Genomic DNA, 18,190 nt, shown 5'->3' with positions numbered 1-18,190 from the left:
TCTTTTGGATTAATGGGTAATTGTAGATTGTGTAATAAATTTCAAGACGAGCTTGCCCATCTCCTCAGTACCTAGAATTTTAGCTGGGTCAATGGTGTCATCTGCAATATCAGGAGTACGGTAGCCTTCCTTTAAAACCTGGTCCACGCCGTTAATGATTACCTTAGCTTCGTCTTTTAAGCCAAAGCTGATTTCTAACAGGAGCGCGGCCGATAGGATGGATGCAAGCGGATTAGCGAGGTTTTTACCAGCAATGTCATGTGCTGAGCCGTGGATGGGTTCAAAGAATCCTGTTCCGTCACCAATAGAGGCGGAAGCGAGCATTCCCATGGAGCCTGCAATCTGTGAGGCTTCATCTGTTAAGATATCTCCAAAAAGGTTTGCTGTTAATACAACATCAAAGCGTTTAGGATCTTTAATCAATTGCATTGCTGCATTGTCGATGAACATGTGCTCAGTTTCCACTTCAGGATATTGTTTAGCGATTTCCTGTACGGTTTCCCTCCAGAGCCTGGAGCTTTCCAATACGTTGGCTTTATCTACCGAACATAATTTCTTTCTGCGTTGCATGGCCGCCTGGAATGCTTTATGAGCAATCCGCTCTACCTCATAGCGGTGGTATATCATTAAGTCTGAAGCGGTATTTCGGTCTTCAGAACGGGTTTTCTCTCCAAAATAAACATCGCCCGTTAATTCCCTGAAGAACAGGATATCTGTTCCTTTCAGGATGCCGGGTTTAATACTAGAGGCATTTAGCAGCTCATCAAATAACAGGATTGGACGTAAATTAGCATACAAGCCCAGTTCTTTCCTGATCTTTAATAAACCTTGTTCAGGTCTTACTTTTAAGGAAGGGTCGTTGTCATATTTAGCATGGCCAACCGCACCAAAAAGTATCGCATCGCTGCTTTTTGCTTTCTCTAACGTTACATCCGGTAGTGGGTTGCCAGTGCTTTCAATAGCAACATGACCCATTTCAGCTTCGTCAAAACTAAATTCATGACCAAAAGCTGCAGCAATATTTTCTAAAACTGCTTTTCCCCAGGAAGTTACTTCTGGGCCTATTCCATCTCCGGGTATAACTAATATATTTTTCTTCATGTTGTAATTTCCTGTTCTATGTGGTGTTCAATGTGTGTTGTGATGCCCTTATTTAAGCCGAGGCGATATTCGATACAGTCGGGTAAACGATTTTCATAATGCCCTACATAAATCAGCGATCTGTTTCCTGTACAAAGGGCATCGACTAAATGGTTAAATAACCTGGTTTGTTGCTGATCTAAACCTTGGCAAGGTTCATCTAAAATTAGCAACGGTGGGTTTTTAACAATTGCCCTGGCTAAAAATGTCAATCGCTGTTTTCCAAGTGGAAGTTGCGTTATCAAAGCATGTTCTTCTGCTGCCAGGTCAAGCAGCTGCATTAATTCCGTTACTTTTTCGGCCTGGGCATGACTTACCTGACGGAAAAGCCCTGCGGTATCAAAAAAGCCAGAGGCGATGGTTTGAAACACCGTAGAATTGGGTTCAAAGTACCATTGCAATTCAGGGGAAATAAAGCCAATATTGCGTTTAATATCCCAGATGCTTTCTCCGGTACCCCTCTTTTTGCCAAATAAGTGAATTTCATTCGCATACGCCTGGGGGTTATCACCCGTCAGCAAACTCAGTAAGGTGGATTTTCCAGAACCGTTAGGTCCATGCAATAACCATTTTTCCCCAGTTTTAACGGTCCAGTTCATGTTGTCAAGAACTAAATGGTCGCCATATTTTATATTTACATTTTTTAAGCTGACCAGTTCTTCAAGTTCATCAGGTGTTGTTTGTAAAAATGCCGGCAAGTCAAATGCAGCTAAAACAGGAGGGGTGTTTCCTGTTTCCTTTGAAGCTTCGGAAGAAAAATGAAGCCTGCCATTTTCTAACCGGGCGTAATGGCTGATACATTCAGGTTCATTTCCATCATTATTGATCAACAACAATTGCATCCCGTTTTTGCAAGCCTGCGCAATCAATGTATTCAGGTTGCTGCGGGTTTTAGTGTCCAATCCGGTATAAGGATTATCCAGGATCAGCAATTGTGGCTGCAATAATAAAGCTTTGCTTAACTGCAATTTTTTATGTTCACCACTGGATAACTGAATTAAAGGGGCGTCTTTACGGTGTGAAAGCTCGAAATTCTTTAAAATAGCCAATCCCGTTGATTCAGGTTTCCCTAACTTCAAACAATAAGAACTGATCTCTTCCCAAACGGTATTGCAATCTTCTGATTCGGTACTGTTATAGCGCTGCTGGTAATAAAAATCAGCTTTGCCTTGTTTATCTTTAAAAGAGAACCATTGCGCAACATATAAAGTTCTTGCCGGTAAATTACCTTCATAATTCACCTGGACTGATCCCCTGGTATGCATTAAGCCTGCTATTACCTTTGCCAATGCAGTCTTTCCACTACCACTGGCGCCAGTCAGTAACCACTGTTCCCCTTTGTTTATCTTCCAGCACAAATCAGCCCAAACCACATTCTTGCGGAATTTTAAGCTCAGGTTCTCTATGTGGACAAAAGGTTCAGTCATTATTAGGCACTTTTCTTTTCAAAGTTTTCGATGGCTTCTTTTTGATTTAGAATGAAATCGATGTCGTCATAGCCATTCAACAGGCATGATTTTTTATAGGCGTTTATTTCGAAAGATTCGTTTTCTAATGTCGACTGCAGTTCAACAACCTGTTCTTGCAAGTCAACCAATAATTGTGTTTCCGGATCCCTTGCGATGGCAGTGAAAATCTTTTGAAGGAAAGTATCAGATACCTGGATCGGTAGCAGGCCATTATTCAGGGCATTGCCTTTAAAAATATCTGCAAAAAAGCTGCTGATGACCACTTTAAAGCCATAGTCCTGTATTGCCCAGGCTGCATGTTCCCTGCTGCTGCCGCAACCGAAGTTTTTTCCAGCCACTAATATTTCACCTTTATATAGCGGGTTATTTAAAACAAAGTCAGCTTTTTCTTGCTTGTCGCCGTCATAGCGCCAATCGCAAAACAAGTTCTCACCAAAACCTTCTCTTGTCGTCGCTTTTAAAAACCTTGCAGGAATAATTTGATCCGTGTCAATATTTTCAATTGACAAGGGAACCATCCTGGAAGTTAATTTTACAAATTTTTTCATCTGTATATAATTTGCTTTTTATAAATTAAGCTGTCATTTAGTTCAGCCATGCTGAGGATTGTCGTCACGCTGATTATTGTCGTCATCCCGGACCTGTTCCGGGATCTATTTATTGAGACGAATTCAGTATGACGAATTAAGAAACCGCTGTCTCTTTTAATAATTCCCTCACGTCTGTAACCTTGCCTGTTATAGCTGCTGCGGCAGCTGTTAACGGACTTGCAAGGAAAGTGCGTGAATTTGGTCCTTGTCTGCCTTCAAAGTTCCTGTTGGAAGTAGAAACACAGTATTTTCCTGCGGGGATTTTATCTTCGTTCATCCCTAAGCAAGCGCTGCATCCCGGCTCACGTAACTGGAAACCTGCAGCCTCAAATATTTTATCCAATCCTTCAGCGATGGCCTGCTGTTCAATTTGTTTCGATCCGGGAACGATCCAAACTGTAACGTTCTCTGCTTTTTGTCTGCCTTTCACAAATTCAGCTACCTCACGAAGATCTTCCATCCTGGAATTGGTGCAGCTGCCGATAAAAACATAATCTATAGCTTTGCCCAGCATCAATGCATCACCTTCCAGGCCCATATAATCTAAAGCTTTCTGGAAAGACGGTTGCTCCGACGGCGTCTGGTTAGCTGTTGAAGGAATATGCTGACTAATGCCCATGCCCATACCTGGGTTGGTACCATAAGTGATCATTGGTTCAATGTCAGCGGCATCAAAAGTTAATACCTTATCAAATTTGGCGTCAGCATCACTGTATAAAGTTTTCCAATGAGCCAATGCTTTATCCCATGCTTCACCCTTAGGGGCAAATTCCTTACCATTCACATAGTCGAAAGTAATTTGGTCAGGAGCAATTAAGCCACCTCTGGCGCCCATTTCTATGCTCATGTTGCAAATGGTCATCCGGGCTTCCATGCTCAGTTTCTCAATAGCAGAACCGGCATATTCAATAAAATAGCCCGTACCACCAGCAGCAGAAATTTGCGCTATTATATATAAAATGATATCCTTGGCACTAACTCCTTTGCCAAGATCTCCGTTAACTTCAATTTTCATGGTCTTGGGTTTTTGCTGCAATAAACATTGCGTTGCTAAAACCTGTTCAACCTGGGATGTACCTATCCCAAAGGCGATGCAACCAAATGCACCGTGTGTAGAGGTGTGACTGTCGCCACAAACAATAGTGGCACCCGGTAAGGTAATGCCCAATTCTGGTCCGATTACATGGACAATACCCTGGAAAGGGTGGCCGAGGCCATAAAGTTCTACGCCAAATTCTGCGCAGTTTTTTGTCAGCATATCCACCTGAAAACGCGAAAGTTCTTCCTTGATCGGTAGATGCTGATTTAAAGTAGGCACATTATGATCTGCCGTAGCCACAGTTTGTGCTGGTCTGAAAACAGGTAAACCTCTTTTGCGAAGACCATCAAATGCCTGCGGACTAGTCACTTCATGAATAAAGTGAGTGTCTATGTATAAAATATCAGGGAAACCCTCGTCGCTTTTAACGACGTGGGCATCCCAGATTTTTTCAACTAATGTTTTTCCCATAAGGGTTCATCTAAAAGTTTTATGATTAAGCTTGAGTTTCTTTTTCTGCTGCTTGGTTTTCAGGACGTAGGCTACGTACTGTTTTACCTGCCTGCCATAATTCGCTGTCACGAAGTTCTGCCAGTTCAGCATTCAGCTTCTCACGGTAATCAGGCTGACTGTTTGAATCAATCGAACGCTGAGATTCTTTACCTGTAGCTACGCTATTATACAATTCTTCGAAAACTGGTTTAGTAGCATCTCTGAATTTTTTCCACCAGTCTAATGCACCACGTTGCGCAGTAGTAGAACAGTTGGCATACATCCAGTCCATTCCATTTTCTGCTACCAATGGCATTAAGCTTTGTGTTAATTCTTCAACTGTTTCATTGAAAGCCTCAGAAGGGGAGTGGCCATTGGCACGCAACACATCATATTGTGCAGCAAAAATACCCTGGATACAGCCCATTAAAGTACCACGCTCACCAGTTAAATCACTGAAAACTTCTTTTCTGAAGTCAGTTTCGAATAAATATCCGCTACCTACAGCAATACCCAAAGCGATTACCCTGTCGTAAGCTTTACCTGTTGCATCCTGGAAAATAGCATAGCTGGAGTTTAAGCCGCGTCCTTGTAAGAACATACGACGTAAAGAGGTACCTGATCCTTTAGGGGCAACCAAAAATACATCCACATCTGCCGGTGGAATGATGCCTGTTTGTTCATTGAAGGTAATACCGAATCCATGGGAAAAATATAATGCTTTACCTGGAGTAAGGTGTTTTTTTACTGTTGGCCATAGTTCAATTTGTGCCGCATCACTTAACAAATAGCAAATGATGGTACCACGCTCTAAGGCTTCTTCAATTTCGAAAAGTGTTTCACCTGGTACAAAACCATCAGCGATCGCTTTATCCCATGTTTTAGAATTCTTACGTTGTCCAACGATAACATTAATGCCATTATCTTGTTGGTTTAAAGCTTGTCCAGGACCTTGAACGCCATAGCCAATGATCGCTACAGTTTCTGTGCTTAATACTTCCTGCGCTTTTGCTAACGGAAACTCTTCACGCGTTACTACATTTTCTTCTGTTCCGCCGAAATTTAATTTTGCCATAATCTTTTAAAATTGGTTTTATTGATTGTTATAAAGCAGTAAGCAAGCTTACTACATGGTAAATACATTGTGTTTTTTGTCCAGGTATTCGTTCTCTGCCACATCCTGTCCGGGTTCTTTTCTTTCAAATTCCCTTAATTTGGCATTGAAGCCCTCGCTATCCTTGATAATGGCTACGCGGGCACTTCTTACAAATTCTATAAGGCCATAAGGCTGCAATACTTCTATCAGCTTGTCCGTTTCTTCGCGGTGACCAGTAGTTTCAAAAACTGTATAATCCTTGCGAATTACTACCGCTCTGGCACCGTTTTCTCTCAATAAGCGTTCAACCAGTACTTTTTCTACAACAGCCTCTGTTGGAACTTTATATAAGGCCAGTTCCTGCCAGATGATGTCTTCGTTGGTATTGTAGTACACCTTTAAAACTTCTACCTGCTTTTCTATCTGGCGGGCAAGCTTACGTACAACCTCTTCTGTTTCATGGATAACGATATTGAAACGATGGATGTGTTCAATTTCAGAAGGAGAAGTATTTAAACTTTCTACATTGATCTTTCTCCTCGAGAATATAATGGCAATCCGGGTTAATAAACCGATCTGATTTTCAGTATATACCGTAATGGTGAATTCCTGCTTTGGGTTAGCCCCGTCTATATCATTTTTATGGGTCATGATCGTATTATTTTAATCTGATTTCACTTACGCTACAGCCTTGAGGAACCATAGGGAATACATTATGTTCTTTAGCGACCATGACTTCCAAAAGGTAAGAACCTTTGTGGTTCAGCATGGCTTCAATCGCAGGGATCAGGTCTTCGCGTTCGACAACTTTCTGACCAGGGATATAATAAGATTCAGCAAGTTTCACAAAATCAGGACTGGTGATATCTACAAATGAATAACGCTTGTCATTAAACAATTGCTGCCACTGGCGCACCATTCCCAGATACTGATTGTTAAAAATCATGATCTTCACATCTACCCCAAACTGCATAATCGTACCTAATTCCTGCAAAGTCATCTGAAAACCGCCATCGCCAATAATGGCAACTACCGTACGGTCAGGTGCACCAAATTTAGCACCTATTGCAGCCGGCAAGCCAAAACCCATGGTGCCTAAGCCACCGCTGGTAACGTTGCTGCGGGTATTATTGAATTTAGCGTAGCGGCAGGCAACCATTTGATGCTGACCTACGTCAGTTACAATAATTGCCTCTCCTTTGGTAAGCACATTCAACTGGTTCACTATTTCACCCATGGTTAACTCACCCGTACCCGGATTAAGTTCCTTTTGAATTAAAGTTTCATCTTCTATTTTCGCAAAAGCATTAAACTCTTGTAGCCAGGCTTCATGGTTTCCTTTTTCAACCAATTCGGTCAAAATAGGCAGGGTCTCTTTGCAATCGCCCCAAACCGGTACATCGGCTAACACGTTTTTATCGATCTCAGCCGGATCAATATCCAGGTGGATGATTTTAGCCTGTTTGGCATATTTATCCAAACGGCCGGTTACGCGGTCATCAAAACGCATTCCGATGGCAATCAGCACATCGCAAGAGTTGGTTTGAACGTTAGGGCCGTAATTTCCGTGCATCCCAACCATACCTACATTTAAACGATGATCTGTTGGAATAGCGCCCGCACCTAGAATAGTCCAGGCAGCAGGGATTCCGCTTTTTTCAACAAAAGCTTTAAACTCCTGCTCTGCTTCGCCCAAAAGAACCCCTTGTCCGAATATGATCATCGGTTTTTTAGCACTGTTGATCAATGCAGCAGCTTGTTCTACATATGACCTGCGAACATTTGGTTTAGGTCTGTAACTTCTGATATGATCACAAGGCTTATACCCTTCATAATCAAAAACCTGCAATTGTGCATTTTTTGTGATGTCAATCAAAACAGGTCCTGGACGGCCGGTTCTGGCTATATAGAAAGCCTTAGCCAGTACAGCAGGAATTTCTGTTGCATCAGTTACCTGGAAGTTCCATTTCGTAACCGGTGTAGTGATATTGATCACATCGGTTTCCTGAAAAGCATCAGTGCCCAATAAGCTGGCGAAAACCTGGCCGGTAATACAGACCAAAGGTGTGCTGTCTATCTGCGCATCTGCTAGACCAGTAACCAGGTTTGTTGCCCCGGGACCACTCGTAGCGAAAACGACACCGACTCTTCCAGAACTACGGGCGTACCCTTGTCCTGCATGAATGCCGCCTTGCTCATGTCTAACCAGAATGTGGTTTAACTTGTCTTTGTAATCGTACAAAGCATCATAAATGGGCATGATGGCTCCGCCGGGATAACCAAAAATGGTTTCCGTACCTTCAGCAATTAGCCCTTCTAATAAAGCTACGGAACCTGTTACCTTTTTATTTTTAAAAGGCTCGGTTAAGGTGGTTGCTTCCGTTTGTGCTATATCCATTTTATTGTATTTTAGGTGTTTTTCAATTTTGTTAATCAGTATATGCGTCAGTTACGCAGCCTTCACTGGCATTGCTTACTTGTTTTAAATACTTGTACAGCACGCCGCTTTTTACAGGAGGAGGGAGTTGTTTCCATTGTGCTCTGCGTGCGGCCAGTTCTTCGTCCGTAATGTTCACATTTAAGGTATTGTTGATGGCATCAATGGTAATGATGTCATTGTCTTTAATCAGCCCGATGTTACCGCCATCCCAGGCTTCTGGCGTAATGTGGCCCACAACAAATCCATGGGTACCTCCAGAAAAACGACCATCCGTAATTAAAGCAACAGATTTACCCAGGCCTGCACCAATAATGGCGGAAGTAGGTTTCAGCATTTCCGGCATACCCGGAGCACCTTTAGGACCAACCTGTCTGATGACAACCACATCGCCCTGGTGAACTCTGCCGCTTTGGATGCCGGCAATTAATTGTTTCTCGCCATCAAATACCCTTGCAGGGCCTTCAAATTTTTCACCTTCCTTACCGCTGATTTTAGCTACCGCGCCTAATTGAGCAATATTTCCGTACAACATTTGCAAGTGACCAGTTTCCTTTAAAGGATTCGTAACTGGCAAAATCACTTTCTGCTGGTCGAAATCTAAATCGATAGCATCAGCCACATTCTCAGCAAGTGTTTTTCCGGTAACAGTAAGGCAATCGCCATAGATTAAACCTTCTTTCAACAAGTATTTTAAAACAGCAGGGATTCCACCAATTTCATGGACATCCTCCATTAAATAACTTCCGCTAGGTTTCAAATCAGCAAGAACAGGTGTTTTATCACTTATCTTTTGAAAATCTTCCAGCTTTAAAGTAATATTAACAGATCTGGCCATCGCAATTAAGTGCAATACAGCGTTGGTAGAACCACCCAAAATCATGACCGTTACAATCGCATTATGAAATGCTTTTTCGGTCATAATTTGTGACGGAAGGATATTTCTTTCAAGCAATACCTTAATGGCTTTACCAGCCTCAAGACACTCTTGCTTTTTATTTTCACTCAATGCCGGATAAGAAGAGCTGTAAGGTAAGCTCATGCCCAAAGCTTCAATTGCAGAAGCCATGGTATTTGCTGTATACATACCCCCACAAGCACCTGCTCCGGGACAGGTATGTTTGATAATACCCTGGTAGTCTTCCTCTGATAAATTACCTGCCAATTTCTCACCCAAAGCTTCAAAAGCAGATACAATATTCAATGTCTTCTCCTTGTATTTTCCCGAGTGGATACTTCCGCCATAAACCATAATCGCCGGGCGGTCTAAACGACCCATGGCAATAATAGATCCGGGCATGTTTTTATCACAACCAGGAAGGGCAATAACGGCATCATAATATTGTCCGCCGCAAATTGTCTCAATAGAATCTGCTATAACATCCCTTGAAACCAAGGAATAACGCATACCGTCTGTTCCATTAGACATACCATCACTCACTCCAATAGTACCAAAAGTTAAGCCCACCATTCCTTCTTTCCATACGCCATCTTTTACGATTTTCGCCAAATCATTTAAATGCATATTACAAGTATTACCATCGTAGCCCATGCTGGCTATACCGACCTGTGCTTTGTCAAAATCGGCATCTGTAAGGCCAATTCCATATAACATAGCTTGTGCGCCTGGTTGTGTAGGATCTTGTGTGAAGGTTTTACTGTATCGGTTAATTTCGGTGACTTCAGTTGTTTGTGACATTTGATATGATCTGGTTAATCTATTTATTATATGATTACTTCGTAATTTTGTTTTTCTAATACCAAGCACTTATAAGTGCGTTGTAAGATGGCGCCTACACTATCCACCCACTTGAGCGGCAATACAACATCTTCTACAGTATGGATACCTGCGATTTCTGTTGCCGTACCACATAGAAATGCACTGTCTGCATTTTTTAAATCTTCCACCGTTAATTGGGATTCAATACATTCAATATCGAGCCTTCTGCAAAGCTGTAACACCGTTCTGCGTGTAATACCAGGTAAAATATGTCCTAATGCTGGCGTATAAAGTTTTCCATTCTTTTCAAGAAAAAGATTGGCACCCGGTGCCTCTGCCAGGTTATTGTGCATGTCTAGCAAAATGGCCTCATCAAAACCTCTTTTCTTCGCCTCAGTAGAGGCAAGAATAGAATTTACATAGTGAGCACTTATCTTAGCATCTATTGGTACAGATTTAGGATTAGGCCTTTGGTAACTGGAGATGCCCACATTTAAAAGTTTGCTGCCCAGGTAGGTTTCCCAGTCCCATGCACAGATCATGATAGATACACCATTGGGTTCTGAAAGGCTCATGTTTGCGTCGCAGTAAACCAAGGGGCGGATGTAAGCATCTTTTAAGTTATTCAATGCTAATACTTTATAAGATTCTCTGATCAGTTCATCAATATCCCAACCGAATGGAATATTAACTTTTTCACAGGAATACTTTAAGCGTTCAAAATGTGCTTTAGCTTTAAAAATACGGGTACCATTGTGTGTGTTGTAAGCCCTGATACCTTCAAATGCAGCATAACCATAATGCATAGACTGGCTGTATAAATCAGTACTGGCCGCAGTGGCCTTAACGATTGATCCGTTTAAATAAAGTACTGTTTTATCATTATAGTATTGCATGGTTTTGCGTATAGTTCGTTCTTGTTTTTTTTCTTATCAAAAAAGCGCCTCTTTTGAAGGCGCTTTTTATATTTATCAAATATTCTTTTACAGCGCCTTATACTCCTGGATTAGCAGCAGTAAGTTTAGGTTAATAATCACATTATTAATGCCTGTAATTGAAGTGTTCATTCGTAATCGTTTTTAATTAATTTCTATAAAACCAATTTACTTTTTGATAGGCTGGATAGCAATAGTTAGTCGAAATATTTTTTAAAAAAATATAATTTGGCAGAATATGTGTTATTGTATTTTATATTTTGTAGAATAGCCTCTCTAAATACATTTGATGGTTAAAACTATACCGAATATGATTTTGGTATTCGGTATTGATCTTATGCAGGCATACTACTTTTTAAGGAATTCGGCGTAAAATGATGGAGAGGGGTAAAAAACTTTGAAAAAACCAGTGTTTTTTTTGATCATAAAAAAAGCCCTTCTGATCGAAATCAGAAGGGCTATATTTTTTAATAATCAGAGATTAAGCAACACCTTCGGCTAAAACAATAATTTTGTTTTTTAAAACCTCTACAACTCCACCTTTGATCACAAAGGTCTGGCTGTCGGTTTTGCTTTTAATAATTACTGGTCCGTCTTCTAAAGTAGAAATGATAGGCGCATGGTCATGTAAAATCTGGAATGATCCCATTGTACCTGGTACGGTAACCGCTGTTACCTCACCTTCAAAGACTTTTTTATCTGGTGTTAAAATTTCTAATGTCATATATATAAGTATATACGCTCTAATTAAGCGTTTGCTTCAGCTAAAATTTTCTTACCCTTTTCAATCGCTTCTTCAATATTACCTACAAGGTTGAAAGCTGCTTCAGGATATTCATCAACTTCACCATCCATAATCATATTAAATGCTTTGATGGTTTCTTTAATATCTACCAATACACCTTTTAGACCTGTAAACTGTTCAGCTACGTGGAAAGGCTGAGACAAGAAACGTTGAACACGACGTGCACGGTGAACGGTTAACTTATCTTCTTCAGAAAGCTCGTCCATACCAAGGATGGCAATAATATCTTGTAACTCTTTGTAACGTTGTAAAATTTCTTTAACACGTTGAGCAGTGTTGTAATGTTCATCACCTAAAATTGCCGGAGATAAAATACGCGAAGTTGAATCCAATGGATCTACCGCCGGGTAAATACCAAGCTCAGATATTTTACGTGAAAGTACAGTTGTTGCATCAAGGTGAGCAAACGTTGTTGCCGGAGCAGGGTCAGTTAAATCATCTGCAGGAACATAAACGGCCTGTACAGAAGTAATTGATCCACGTTTGGTTGAAGTGATACGCTCTTGCATTAATCCCATCTCTGTTGCCAAAGTTGGTTGGTAACCTACCGCTGAAGGCATACGACCTAAAAGTGCCGATACTTCAGAACCAGCCTGTGTAAAACGGAAAATGTTGTCGACGAAGAAAAGGATATCTTTACCAGCACCTTCACCATCACCATCACGGAAATATTCAGCAACAGTTAATCCGGATAAAGCTACACGTGCACGTGCACCAGGAGGCTCGTTCATTTGACCGAAAACCAATGTTGCTTTAGATTCTTTTAAAGATTCTGTGTCAACTTTAGATAAATCCCATCCACCTTTTTCCATTGAATGAAGGAACTCTTCACCATAGTTAATTACACCAGATTCGATAAACTCACGTAAAAGGTCATTACCTTCACGAGTACGTTCACCTACACCAGCAAATACAGAAAGACCAGCATGAGCTTTAGCAATGTTATTTACCAGCTCCATGATCAATACGGTTTTACCTACACCCGCACCACCAAACAATCCGATTTTACCACCTTTAGCATAAGGCTCTAATAAATCGATAACTTTAATACCGGTGTAAAGAACTTCAGTTTCAGTAGATAAATCTTCGAATCTAGGGGCAGTAGCATGAATCGGTCTGCCATTAGTTTTATCAATCGTGTTGATTCCGTCAATAGCATCACCAACAACATTGAACAAGCGACCTTTAATTTGCTCACCAACGGGCATCTTAATAGGAGCACCAGAGTCAATAACATCCATACCGCGAACTAAACCATCGGTAGAATCCATTGCAATTGCACGAACCCGGTCTTCACCAAGGTGTTGTTGAACTTCTAAAACGATCTTGTGTCCGTTTTCTTTTTCGATCTCTAAAGCCGAGAAAATTTTAGGTAAATGAGCATCGTTAGCAAAACTTACGTCAACTACCGGTCCTATAATCTGCGCTATTTTTCCAATGTTAGGCATATATTGTTTTGGGTAAAATTATAAATATCAAAATGTTAAGGGCTGTTTTAAAGCCTGTAATTTGGTTCGCAAAGTTAAGTTTTTTCCACTTATATTCTATATATAAATAAAAAGTTTTTCAACAAGTGTTTTATTGATACTTTAGTAAGTATTAAATCATTCACTAAAAGCGTTAAATTTTGATGAAAACCATCCTGGTAACAGGTAGTAACGGCCTTTTAGGTCAGAAAATTACCGAGAATATCCGATCATCACAGCACTATCGTTTAATTGCAACTTCACGTGGCGCCAATCGTTTTCCACTTCAGGAAGGTTATACTTATGTCAGTATGGATATTCTTGATCCGGAAAATGTAAGGACTGTTATCGATAAATACCGGCCCGATGCCATTATTCACACTGCGGCGATGACTAATGTTGACACCTGCCAGGCCCAACAAGAAATAGCCTATGCACTGAATGTGGAAGCTGTGAAAACATTGATCACTTGTTGTCAAACTTACCAAATACAATTTATACACTTGTCTACAGATTTCATTTTTGATGGTGCAGCTGGTCCTTACGATGAACAGGCGAGACTAAATCCTTTGAGCTACTATGGGGAAACAAAGGCAGCAGCAGAGGAACTGGTTAAACAGGCCACTTGTCCCTGGGTCATTATCAGGACTATTCTGGTGTATGGTATCGTTGGCGACATGAGCAGGAGCAATATCGTACTATGGGCGAAAGGTGCCCTTGAGAAAGCGGAGCCTTTAAACGTGGTAAACGATCAATGGCGGATGCCTACTTTGGCCGAGGATCTGGCCGAGGCCTGTTTATTGGCAGTGGAAAAGGAGGCGCGGGGGATTTATCATATCAGCGGCAAGGATATGATGAGCATTGTGGAACTGGTGAGAAAAGTCGCCGCGTATTGGAACCTTGATGACAGTCTGGTAAAGGAGGTAAGCAGTGCTACGCTTAGTCAAAGTGCGGGGCGTCCTTTGAAAACAGGTTTTATATTGGATAAGGCCGTTGCTGATTTAAATTATCAGCCGCATAGTTTCGAAGAAGGCCTGGCCATCCTCGACAGACAGGTAAAAGCTTTACCATTAAAATGAGATTTTTTTGACCCAAGGGATGGGACACAATCCTATATTTACAGAAAAACAACAATTATGGCATTAAAAGTAGGTGACAAAGCTCCGGATTTTAAATTATTCAGTTCAGAACTGAAAGAAGTATCCTTAAATGATTTTAAAGGTAAGAAGTTAATTATTCACTTTTTTCCGATGGCCTTTACAGGCGTTTGTACAACGCAGCTTTGTACTTTAAGAGATAACTTTGGTTATTATGAAGGCATTAATGCTGAGGTAATCGCTATCTCCGTAGATTCTCCTTTTACTTTAGCTAAGTTTAAAGAAGTGGAAGGGTATCAGTTTCCATTATTGTCTGACTTTAATAAAGAGGTTTCCCAGGCTTATGGTGCTTTTTATGATGAATTCGTCTTTAATTTGAAAGGTGTATCTAAAAGATCGGCATTTTTGATTGATGAAGATGGAATTATTCAATTTGCAGAAGTACTGGAAAATGCAGGTGATCTTCCTGATTTTGACGCTATTAAGTTAGAAGTAGAAGCTTAGTGGATATTTTTATCTAAAAAAGTATAAAAATATATCAGCAAAAGTTGGTCAATTCAATTTCTAATGTTACTTTTGCATTCCCTTAAACGAAAGGGAAAAGCATTTGTAGCTCAATTGGATAGAGCATCTCACTACGGATGAGAAGGTTTGGGGTTCGAATCCCTACAAGTGCACAGAAAGCCTTACAGAAATGTGAGGCTTTTTTGGTTAATGAGATTTTGGGAGCGGAATTTCGGATCAACTCATAAAATAGCTGTCTCTTTGTTTCCCTAAATTTCATTGCCCAATCATTTCGCTAACATATCAAACAGTTGATAAATCTCATTTTCCGAGATAGCTATCTTTTGTTCTTAAGCCACGAGTTGCTCGAAAAGAAAATGACTTTGAAATAATAAAAAAAACAAACTCAACAACTTTTTTTATTTTATTAGAATGTTTGTATACTTACGAAAATTTTAAATAAATAAACTTGTGCAAATTGTGTGGGCTTTTCTCAACTTTTCTTTTTATTGTTTTTTCAGGAACGATTTTACACGTGGCCAAAGACCACAGCGATTAAATCAAGCTCAAATTCCCTTGCCCTTCATATTCCAGTTGCAAACTTTTAATAGTCAAAGAATTCATCAATATTACTTTTGATGCGCTTAGTAAGAATAAGCTCACCAAAGCCTATTAACCAAATTTAAACTAAATGAAAAGACACCAAATGATTAACCGAAAAACAGTCCTGAGCTGTTTGTTTTTATGTGCTGCTGTATTGCAAGTTGATGCGCAAGTATTAAAACCTGGACTTGACAAAGAGATTCTTAAAACCAAGCAAGGTAGTATTGTGGAACTTCCTGGTTTCTTAACGGAAAAGATAAACCAGATTAATTACAAAAAAATTGTATTGCCAGGTCCGCAGTTTATGATATCTGATGATCCTGAATATATCAGAGTTCCCGAAGCAATCGCGCTCAAAGAGCCCGTTGTACCGGGGGCTGTGCGCTTATATATATATAATGTTAACGGTGTAAAGGACCCGGTTAAAATTGATCGCAAAATTGTTGCCCTGCTAAAAAATACAGGTTCTGCGCCCATGCATGTACGCATGATCAAATATTCTTCTCAGAAACCAAGTTTAAATTATTTTCAAATAGGAAAACAAGGTCTATATGACTACTTCACGTCAAATGACGAAAATGTTATTCGTACAGTAGCTCCAGGTGGATCCATTCTGATTGATGAAAAACTTGATAAACATATTGTGAAATTTGATGAACTTGTACATGGTTTCTACGAATTTGTGATAGACCAGCCAGGTGAAATATCAGTAGTGCAGGCGGCACCTTCCGCTTCGGTATCTTACATGGTGAACAATATTAAAAATGTAGTGCCGATAGGTCATGCCAATGCAGGTCGGGGTACCTTTGGTGTAAGTAATTACAAAGTTGATAATGAATCTGTTATCGACACTAAGGATGGTGTTGTTCAGTTAATGGTAGCTGATGGTGTGAAAGATCCCTGGGTTATTGGAAAGGAAGGTCATAGTGGTGATGAAGCGAAACTCGCTGGCAACTACGGTGTAATGTATGATATTGAGTTAAAGTGGAAAAGTACCGATGGTAAAGGTTTGGCGCTGGTGACCTGGAATTCGCGATCTGCAGATAATCAGTGGTGTGGCGGTATGGCTACCAGTATGGTAGTGAGTTCCGGAATCTTTCCTGGAGGGGTGATTCAATTGCCAAAAGACCAGTTGATTACAAAAAAATCACCGGAAGCTGTTCTTGTACAGATATTTAAGCCGGGTAAAACTAGTGAAGAGCAAATTATCAAGTTAAAGTATTCTCCTCCGGGAGCTTCTTGTTTACCTACGCCTCTTATTTTTGTACCGATTGATTTGAATTAAAATATGGGTTTCTCTTCTCTTTGGGGAGAAACCCTTATTTTATTTGAGGTTTAATAGTCGATTCCGAACAAGGAGACACGCACCTATGATGCCGGCCCGCTCACCAAGTTGGGAAAATTTAATTTGCGTGTCCTTACTTACCAGGCTTAGGGAATATTTGTTAATAGCGCTTTGCATCGGAAGACTAAGGTAGGTGTCTGTGGTGGCAAGGCTGCCACCTAAAATCACCAGTTCCGGATTAAATACGTTGATTAACAATGCTATACCTCTCCCTAGTTTTTCTCCGATTTGTGCAATCAGTTCAATTGCGAGTACGTCATCCTTCTTGCTAGCTTGTATGATGTCTTCCAGTGTAATATTTTCGGCATTCATTTTTTTCCTCGAAATAAGCGAAGTGGAGGATCCGTTGGAAACTTTTTCTTTGAATATCCTGAGCAGTGCCTGCCCGGATGCCTCTGTTTCCAGGCAGCCCTTTTTCCCACATCTACAAATAATCTCATTGTCAAATATAGGAATGTGGCCAAACTCTCCCGCAAATCCTGATTTTCCATAATATAACTGACTATTGATCATGATGCCCATGCCGAGGCCATAGTCTATATTCAGAAATAAAACATTCTTTTCTTCTTTGACTGCTCCCGCACAAAATTCTCCGTACGCCATTGCACGTGAATCGTTTTCCAGAAAGGCCTTGATGCCCAGTTCCAGCTCCAGGTGTTTGGTTAATGGCTCTTCATTAAAATGAAAAAAACTGTAACTATAACCTGTAGCGTAATTAATCCGACCAGATAAATTGACGCATAAGCCAATTATTTTTTCTTTATTGACCCCTGTTTCTTTTAGAAAGGCTTTAATTAAGGTACATAACGCATCAAGGGACTCCTTGTTGTTGTTCAATTCGTAAGGAACGAATTGTGATACATGAACCAGATTCTTTTGCAGATCTGTCAGACCTAAGTTAATATGCGTATACTTTACATCGACACCCAGGAAAAATACGGAATCTGATATCATTCCATATATGTTAGGTCTGCGCCCGCCAGTAGAATCAAGTTTGCCATGATCTGCTACCAGTCCGTCGCTCACGAGTTCAGAAATTAAATTGGTAACCTTTGGTGTGCTGAGATTCAATTCTTTACAAAGTTCTGATATGGTTGAGTTGCCTGTGCTACACAGGTAAGAAAGGATGGACTTTTTGATCTGGATATTTTTATAAGCTACTCCAGATGCTTGTTCATCGTTCAATTCTTCAAAAAACGTCATAGTGTTGAGGTGATGTTATTAATGTGTAGTATTTAAGTTTATTTAAAAACTTTAAAGACGAATTCAGTTGAGATTATCGAATTAGGAACAAATAAATATCGGAATTTCCACTAAGTGTAGTTTTTTAGGATGTTTATCAGGTCAAATCGGGCGTTGTCATTTTGTAAAAATCAGAATAAATAATTGATATCAAGTATTTAATTTATAACCTGTTGGTAATGTTCAAGTTGATTTTGTTTCTTCAAGCCT

The 18,190-nt window shown here is 40.3% G+C and carries 15 protein-coding genes and 1 tRNA gene; 4 read left to right on the top strand and 12 right to left on the bottom strand.

From position 1 onward, the window contains the following. Positions 1-9: 9 nt before the first annotated feature. From leuB to atpD, 11 genes are all read right to left on the bottom strand, one after another. Entirely contained in the window at positions 10-1,101 is a 1,092-nt protein-coding gene (gene leuB, locus WG905_RS17640) for a 3-isopropylmalate dehydrogenase (protein ID WP_339593077.1), read from the bottom strand. Further along, positions 1,098-2,567 (bottom strand): ATP-binding cassette domain-containing protein, encoded by a 1,470-nt coding sequence (locus WG905_RS17635; protein WP_339593076.1) that lies wholly within the window; start codon positions 2,565-2,567, stop codon positions 1,098-1,100. The genes leuB and WG905_RS17635 overlap by 4 nt, the downstream gene beginning before the upstream one ends. Before the next feature lie 2 nt (positions 2,568-2,569). Further along, a complete protein-coding gene (leuD, locus tag WG905_RS17630; protein WP_339593075.1) occupies positions 2,570-3,157 on the bottom strand; it encodes a 3-isopropylmalate dehydratase small subunit in 588 nt (195 codons plus the stop codon). A gap of 136 nt (positions 3,158-3,293) precedes the next feature. Next, positions 3,294-4,709 carry a 3-isopropylmalate dehydratase large subunit gene (leuC, locus tag WG905_RS17625; protein ID WP_339593074.1) on the bottom strand — a complete coding sequence of 472 codons (1,416 nt, stop codon included), beginning with the start codon at positions 4,707-4,709 and terminating at the stop codon, positions 3,294-3,296. 25 nt (positions 4,710-4,734) lie between these two features. Continuing rightward, entirely contained in the window at positions 4,735-5,805 is a 1,071-nt protein-coding gene (ilvC, locus tag WG905_RS17620) for a ketol-acid reductoisomerase (protein ID WP_339593073.1), read from the bottom strand. A gap of 51 nt (positions 5,806-5,856) precedes the next feature. After that, entirely contained in the window at positions 5,857-6,477 is a 621-nt protein-coding gene (ilvN, locus tag WG905_RS17615) for an acetolactate synthase small subunit (protein WP_339593072.1), read from the bottom strand. A gap of 7 nt (positions 6,478-6,484) precedes the next feature. After that, on the bottom strand, positions 6,485-8,224 hold the full coding sequence (ilvB, locus tag WG905_RS17610) for a biosynthetic-type acetolactate synthase large subunit (protein WP_339593071.1): 1,740 nt from the start codon (positions 8,222-8,224) through the stop codon (positions 6,485-6,487). A gap of 31 nt (positions 8,225-8,255) precedes the next feature. Then, positions 8,256-9,962: a dihydroxy-acid dehydratase gene (ilvD, locus tag WG905_RS17605; RefSeq protein WP_339593070.1), complete on the bottom strand. Its 1,707-nt coding sequence runs from the start codon at positions 9,960-9,962 to the stop codon at positions 8,256-8,258. A gap of 26 nt (positions 9,963-9,988) precedes the next feature. Beyond that, on the bottom strand, positions 9,989-10,879 hold the full coding sequence (locus WG905_RS17600; protein ID WP_339593069.1) for an aminotransferase class IV: 891 nt from the start codon (positions 10,877-10,879) through the stop codon (positions 9,989-9,991). Between the two features lie 520 nt (positions 10,880-11,399). Continuing rightward, on the bottom strand, positions 11,400-11,642 hold the full coding sequence (atpC, locus tag WG905_RS17595; RefSeq protein WP_339593068.1) for an ATP synthase F1 subunit epsilon: 243 nt from the start codon (positions 11,640-11,642) through the stop codon (positions 11,400-11,402). A gap of 23 nt (positions 11,643-11,665) precedes the next feature. Beyond that, entirely contained in the window at positions 11,666-13,171 is a 1,506-nt protein-coding gene (gene atpD, locus WG905_RS17590; protein WP_339593067.1) for a F0F1 ATP synthase subunit beta, read from the bottom strand. A 182-nt stretch (positions 13,172-13,353) separates the two neighbouring features. On the opposite strand from atpD, the gene WG905_RS17585 reads away from it, so the two are divergent. The 4 genes from WG905_RS17585 to WG905_RS17570 all read left to right on the top strand — a co-directional run bounded on the left by WG905_RS17585 (position 13,354) and on the right by WG905_RS17570 (position 16,678). Continuing rightward, positions 13,354-14,268, top strand: a complete 915-nt coding sequence (locus WG905_RS17585; protein ID WP_339593066.1) for an SDR family oxidoreductase — start codon at positions 13,354-13,356, stop codon at positions 14,266-14,268. A gap of 57 nt (positions 14,269-14,325) precedes the next feature. Next, positions 14,326-14,790 carry a redoxin domain-containing protein gene (locus WG905_RS17580; protein WP_339593065.1) on the top strand — a complete coding sequence of 155 codons (465 nt, stop codon included), beginning with the start codon at positions 14,326-14,328 and terminating at the stop codon, positions 14,788-14,790. A 99-nt stretch (positions 14,791-14,889) separates the two neighbouring features. Beyond that, positions 14,890-14,963: transfer RNA gene (locus tag WG905_RS17575), tRNA-Arg, on the top strand. Positions 14,964-15,481: 518 nt separating this feature from the next. Then, positions 15,482-16,678: a copper amine oxidase gene (locus tag WG905_RS17570; protein WP_339593064.1), complete on the top strand. Its 1,197-nt coding sequence runs from the start codon at positions 15,482-15,484 to the stop codon at positions 16,676-16,678. A 39-nt stretch (positions 16,679-16,717) separates the two neighbouring features. Here the strand turns inward: WG905_RS17570 and WG905_RS17565 are convergent, their stop codons facing one another. Further along, positions 16,718-17,941 (bottom strand): ROK family transcriptional regulator, encoded by a 1,224-nt coding sequence (locus WG905_RS17565; protein WP_339593063.1) that lies wholly within the window; start codon positions 17,939-17,941, stop codon positions 16,718-16,720. Positions 17,942-18,190: the final 249 nt, after the last annotated feature.

Origin of the sequence: Pedobacter immunditicola (assembly GCF_037482985.1) — a bacterium.
GTDB classification, from domain to species: domain Bacteria; phylum Bacteroidota; class Bacteroidia; order Sphingobacteriales; family Sphingobacteriaceae; genus Pedobacter; species Pedobacter immunditicola.
The sequence above is the reverse complement of the archived record's forward strand: the minus strand, read 5'-3'. Positions and strand labels throughout refer to the sequence as shown.

Excerpts from the sequence above, each read along its gene's own strand:
- leuB (WP_339593077.1), bottom strand. The coding sequence starts at position 1,101 with ATGAAGAAAAATATATTAGTTATACCCGGAGATGGAATAGGCCCAGAA.
- WG905_RS17635 (WP_339593076.1), bottom strand. The coding sequence starts at position 2,567 with ATGACTGAACCTTTTGTCCACATAGAGAACCTGAGCTTAAAATTCCGC.
- leuD (WP_339593075.1), bottom strand. The coding sequence starts at position 3,157 with ATGAAAAAATTTGTAAAATTAACTTCCAGGATGGTTCCCTTGTCAATT.
- leuC (WP_339593074.1), bottom strand. The coding sequence starts at position 4,709 with ATGGGAAAAACATTAGTTGAAAAAATCTGGGATGCCCACGTCGTTAAA.
- ilvC (WP_339593073.1), bottom strand. The coding sequence starts at position 5,805 with ATGGCAAAATTAAATTTCGGCGGAACAGAAGAAAATGTAGTAACGCGT.
- ilvN (WP_339593072.1), bottom strand. The coding sequence starts at position 6,477 with ATGACCCATAAAAATGATATAGACGGGGCTAACCCAAAGCAGGAATTC.
- ilvB (WP_339593071.1), bottom strand. The coding sequence starts at position 8,224 with ATGGATATAGCACAAACGGAAGCAACCACCTTAACCGAGCCTTTTAAA.
- ilvD (WP_339593070.1), bottom strand. The coding sequence starts at position 9,962 with ATGTCACAAACAACTGAAGTCACCGAAATTAACCGATACAGTAAAACC.
- WG905_RS17600 (WP_339593069.1), bottom strand. The coding sequence starts at position 10,879 with ATGCAATACTATAATGATAAAACAGTACTTTATTTAAACGGATCAATC.
- atpC (WP_339593068.1), bottom strand. The coding sequence starts at position 11,642 with ATGACATTAGAAATTTTAACACCAGATAAAAAAGTCTTTGAAGGTGAG.
- atpD (WP_339593067.1), bottom strand. The coding sequence starts at position 13,171 with ATGCCTAACATTGGAAAAATAGCGCAGATTATAGGACCGGTAGTTGAC.
- WG905_RS17585 (WP_339593066.1), top strand. The coding sequence starts at position 13,354 with ATGAAAACCATCCTGGTAACAGGTAGTAACGGCCTTTTAGGTCAGAAA.
- WG905_RS17580 (WP_339593065.1), top strand. The coding sequence starts at position 14,326 with ATGGCATTAAAAGTAGGTGACAAAGCTCCGGATTTTAAATTATTCAGT.
- WG905_RS17570 (WP_339593064.1), top strand. The coding sequence starts at position 15,482 with ATGAAAAGACACCAAATGATTAACCGAAAAACAGTCCTGAGCTGTTTG.
- WG905_RS17565 (WP_339593063.1), bottom strand. The coding sequence starts at position 17,941 with ATGACGTTTTTTGAAGAATTGAACGATGAACAAGCATCTGGAGTAGCT.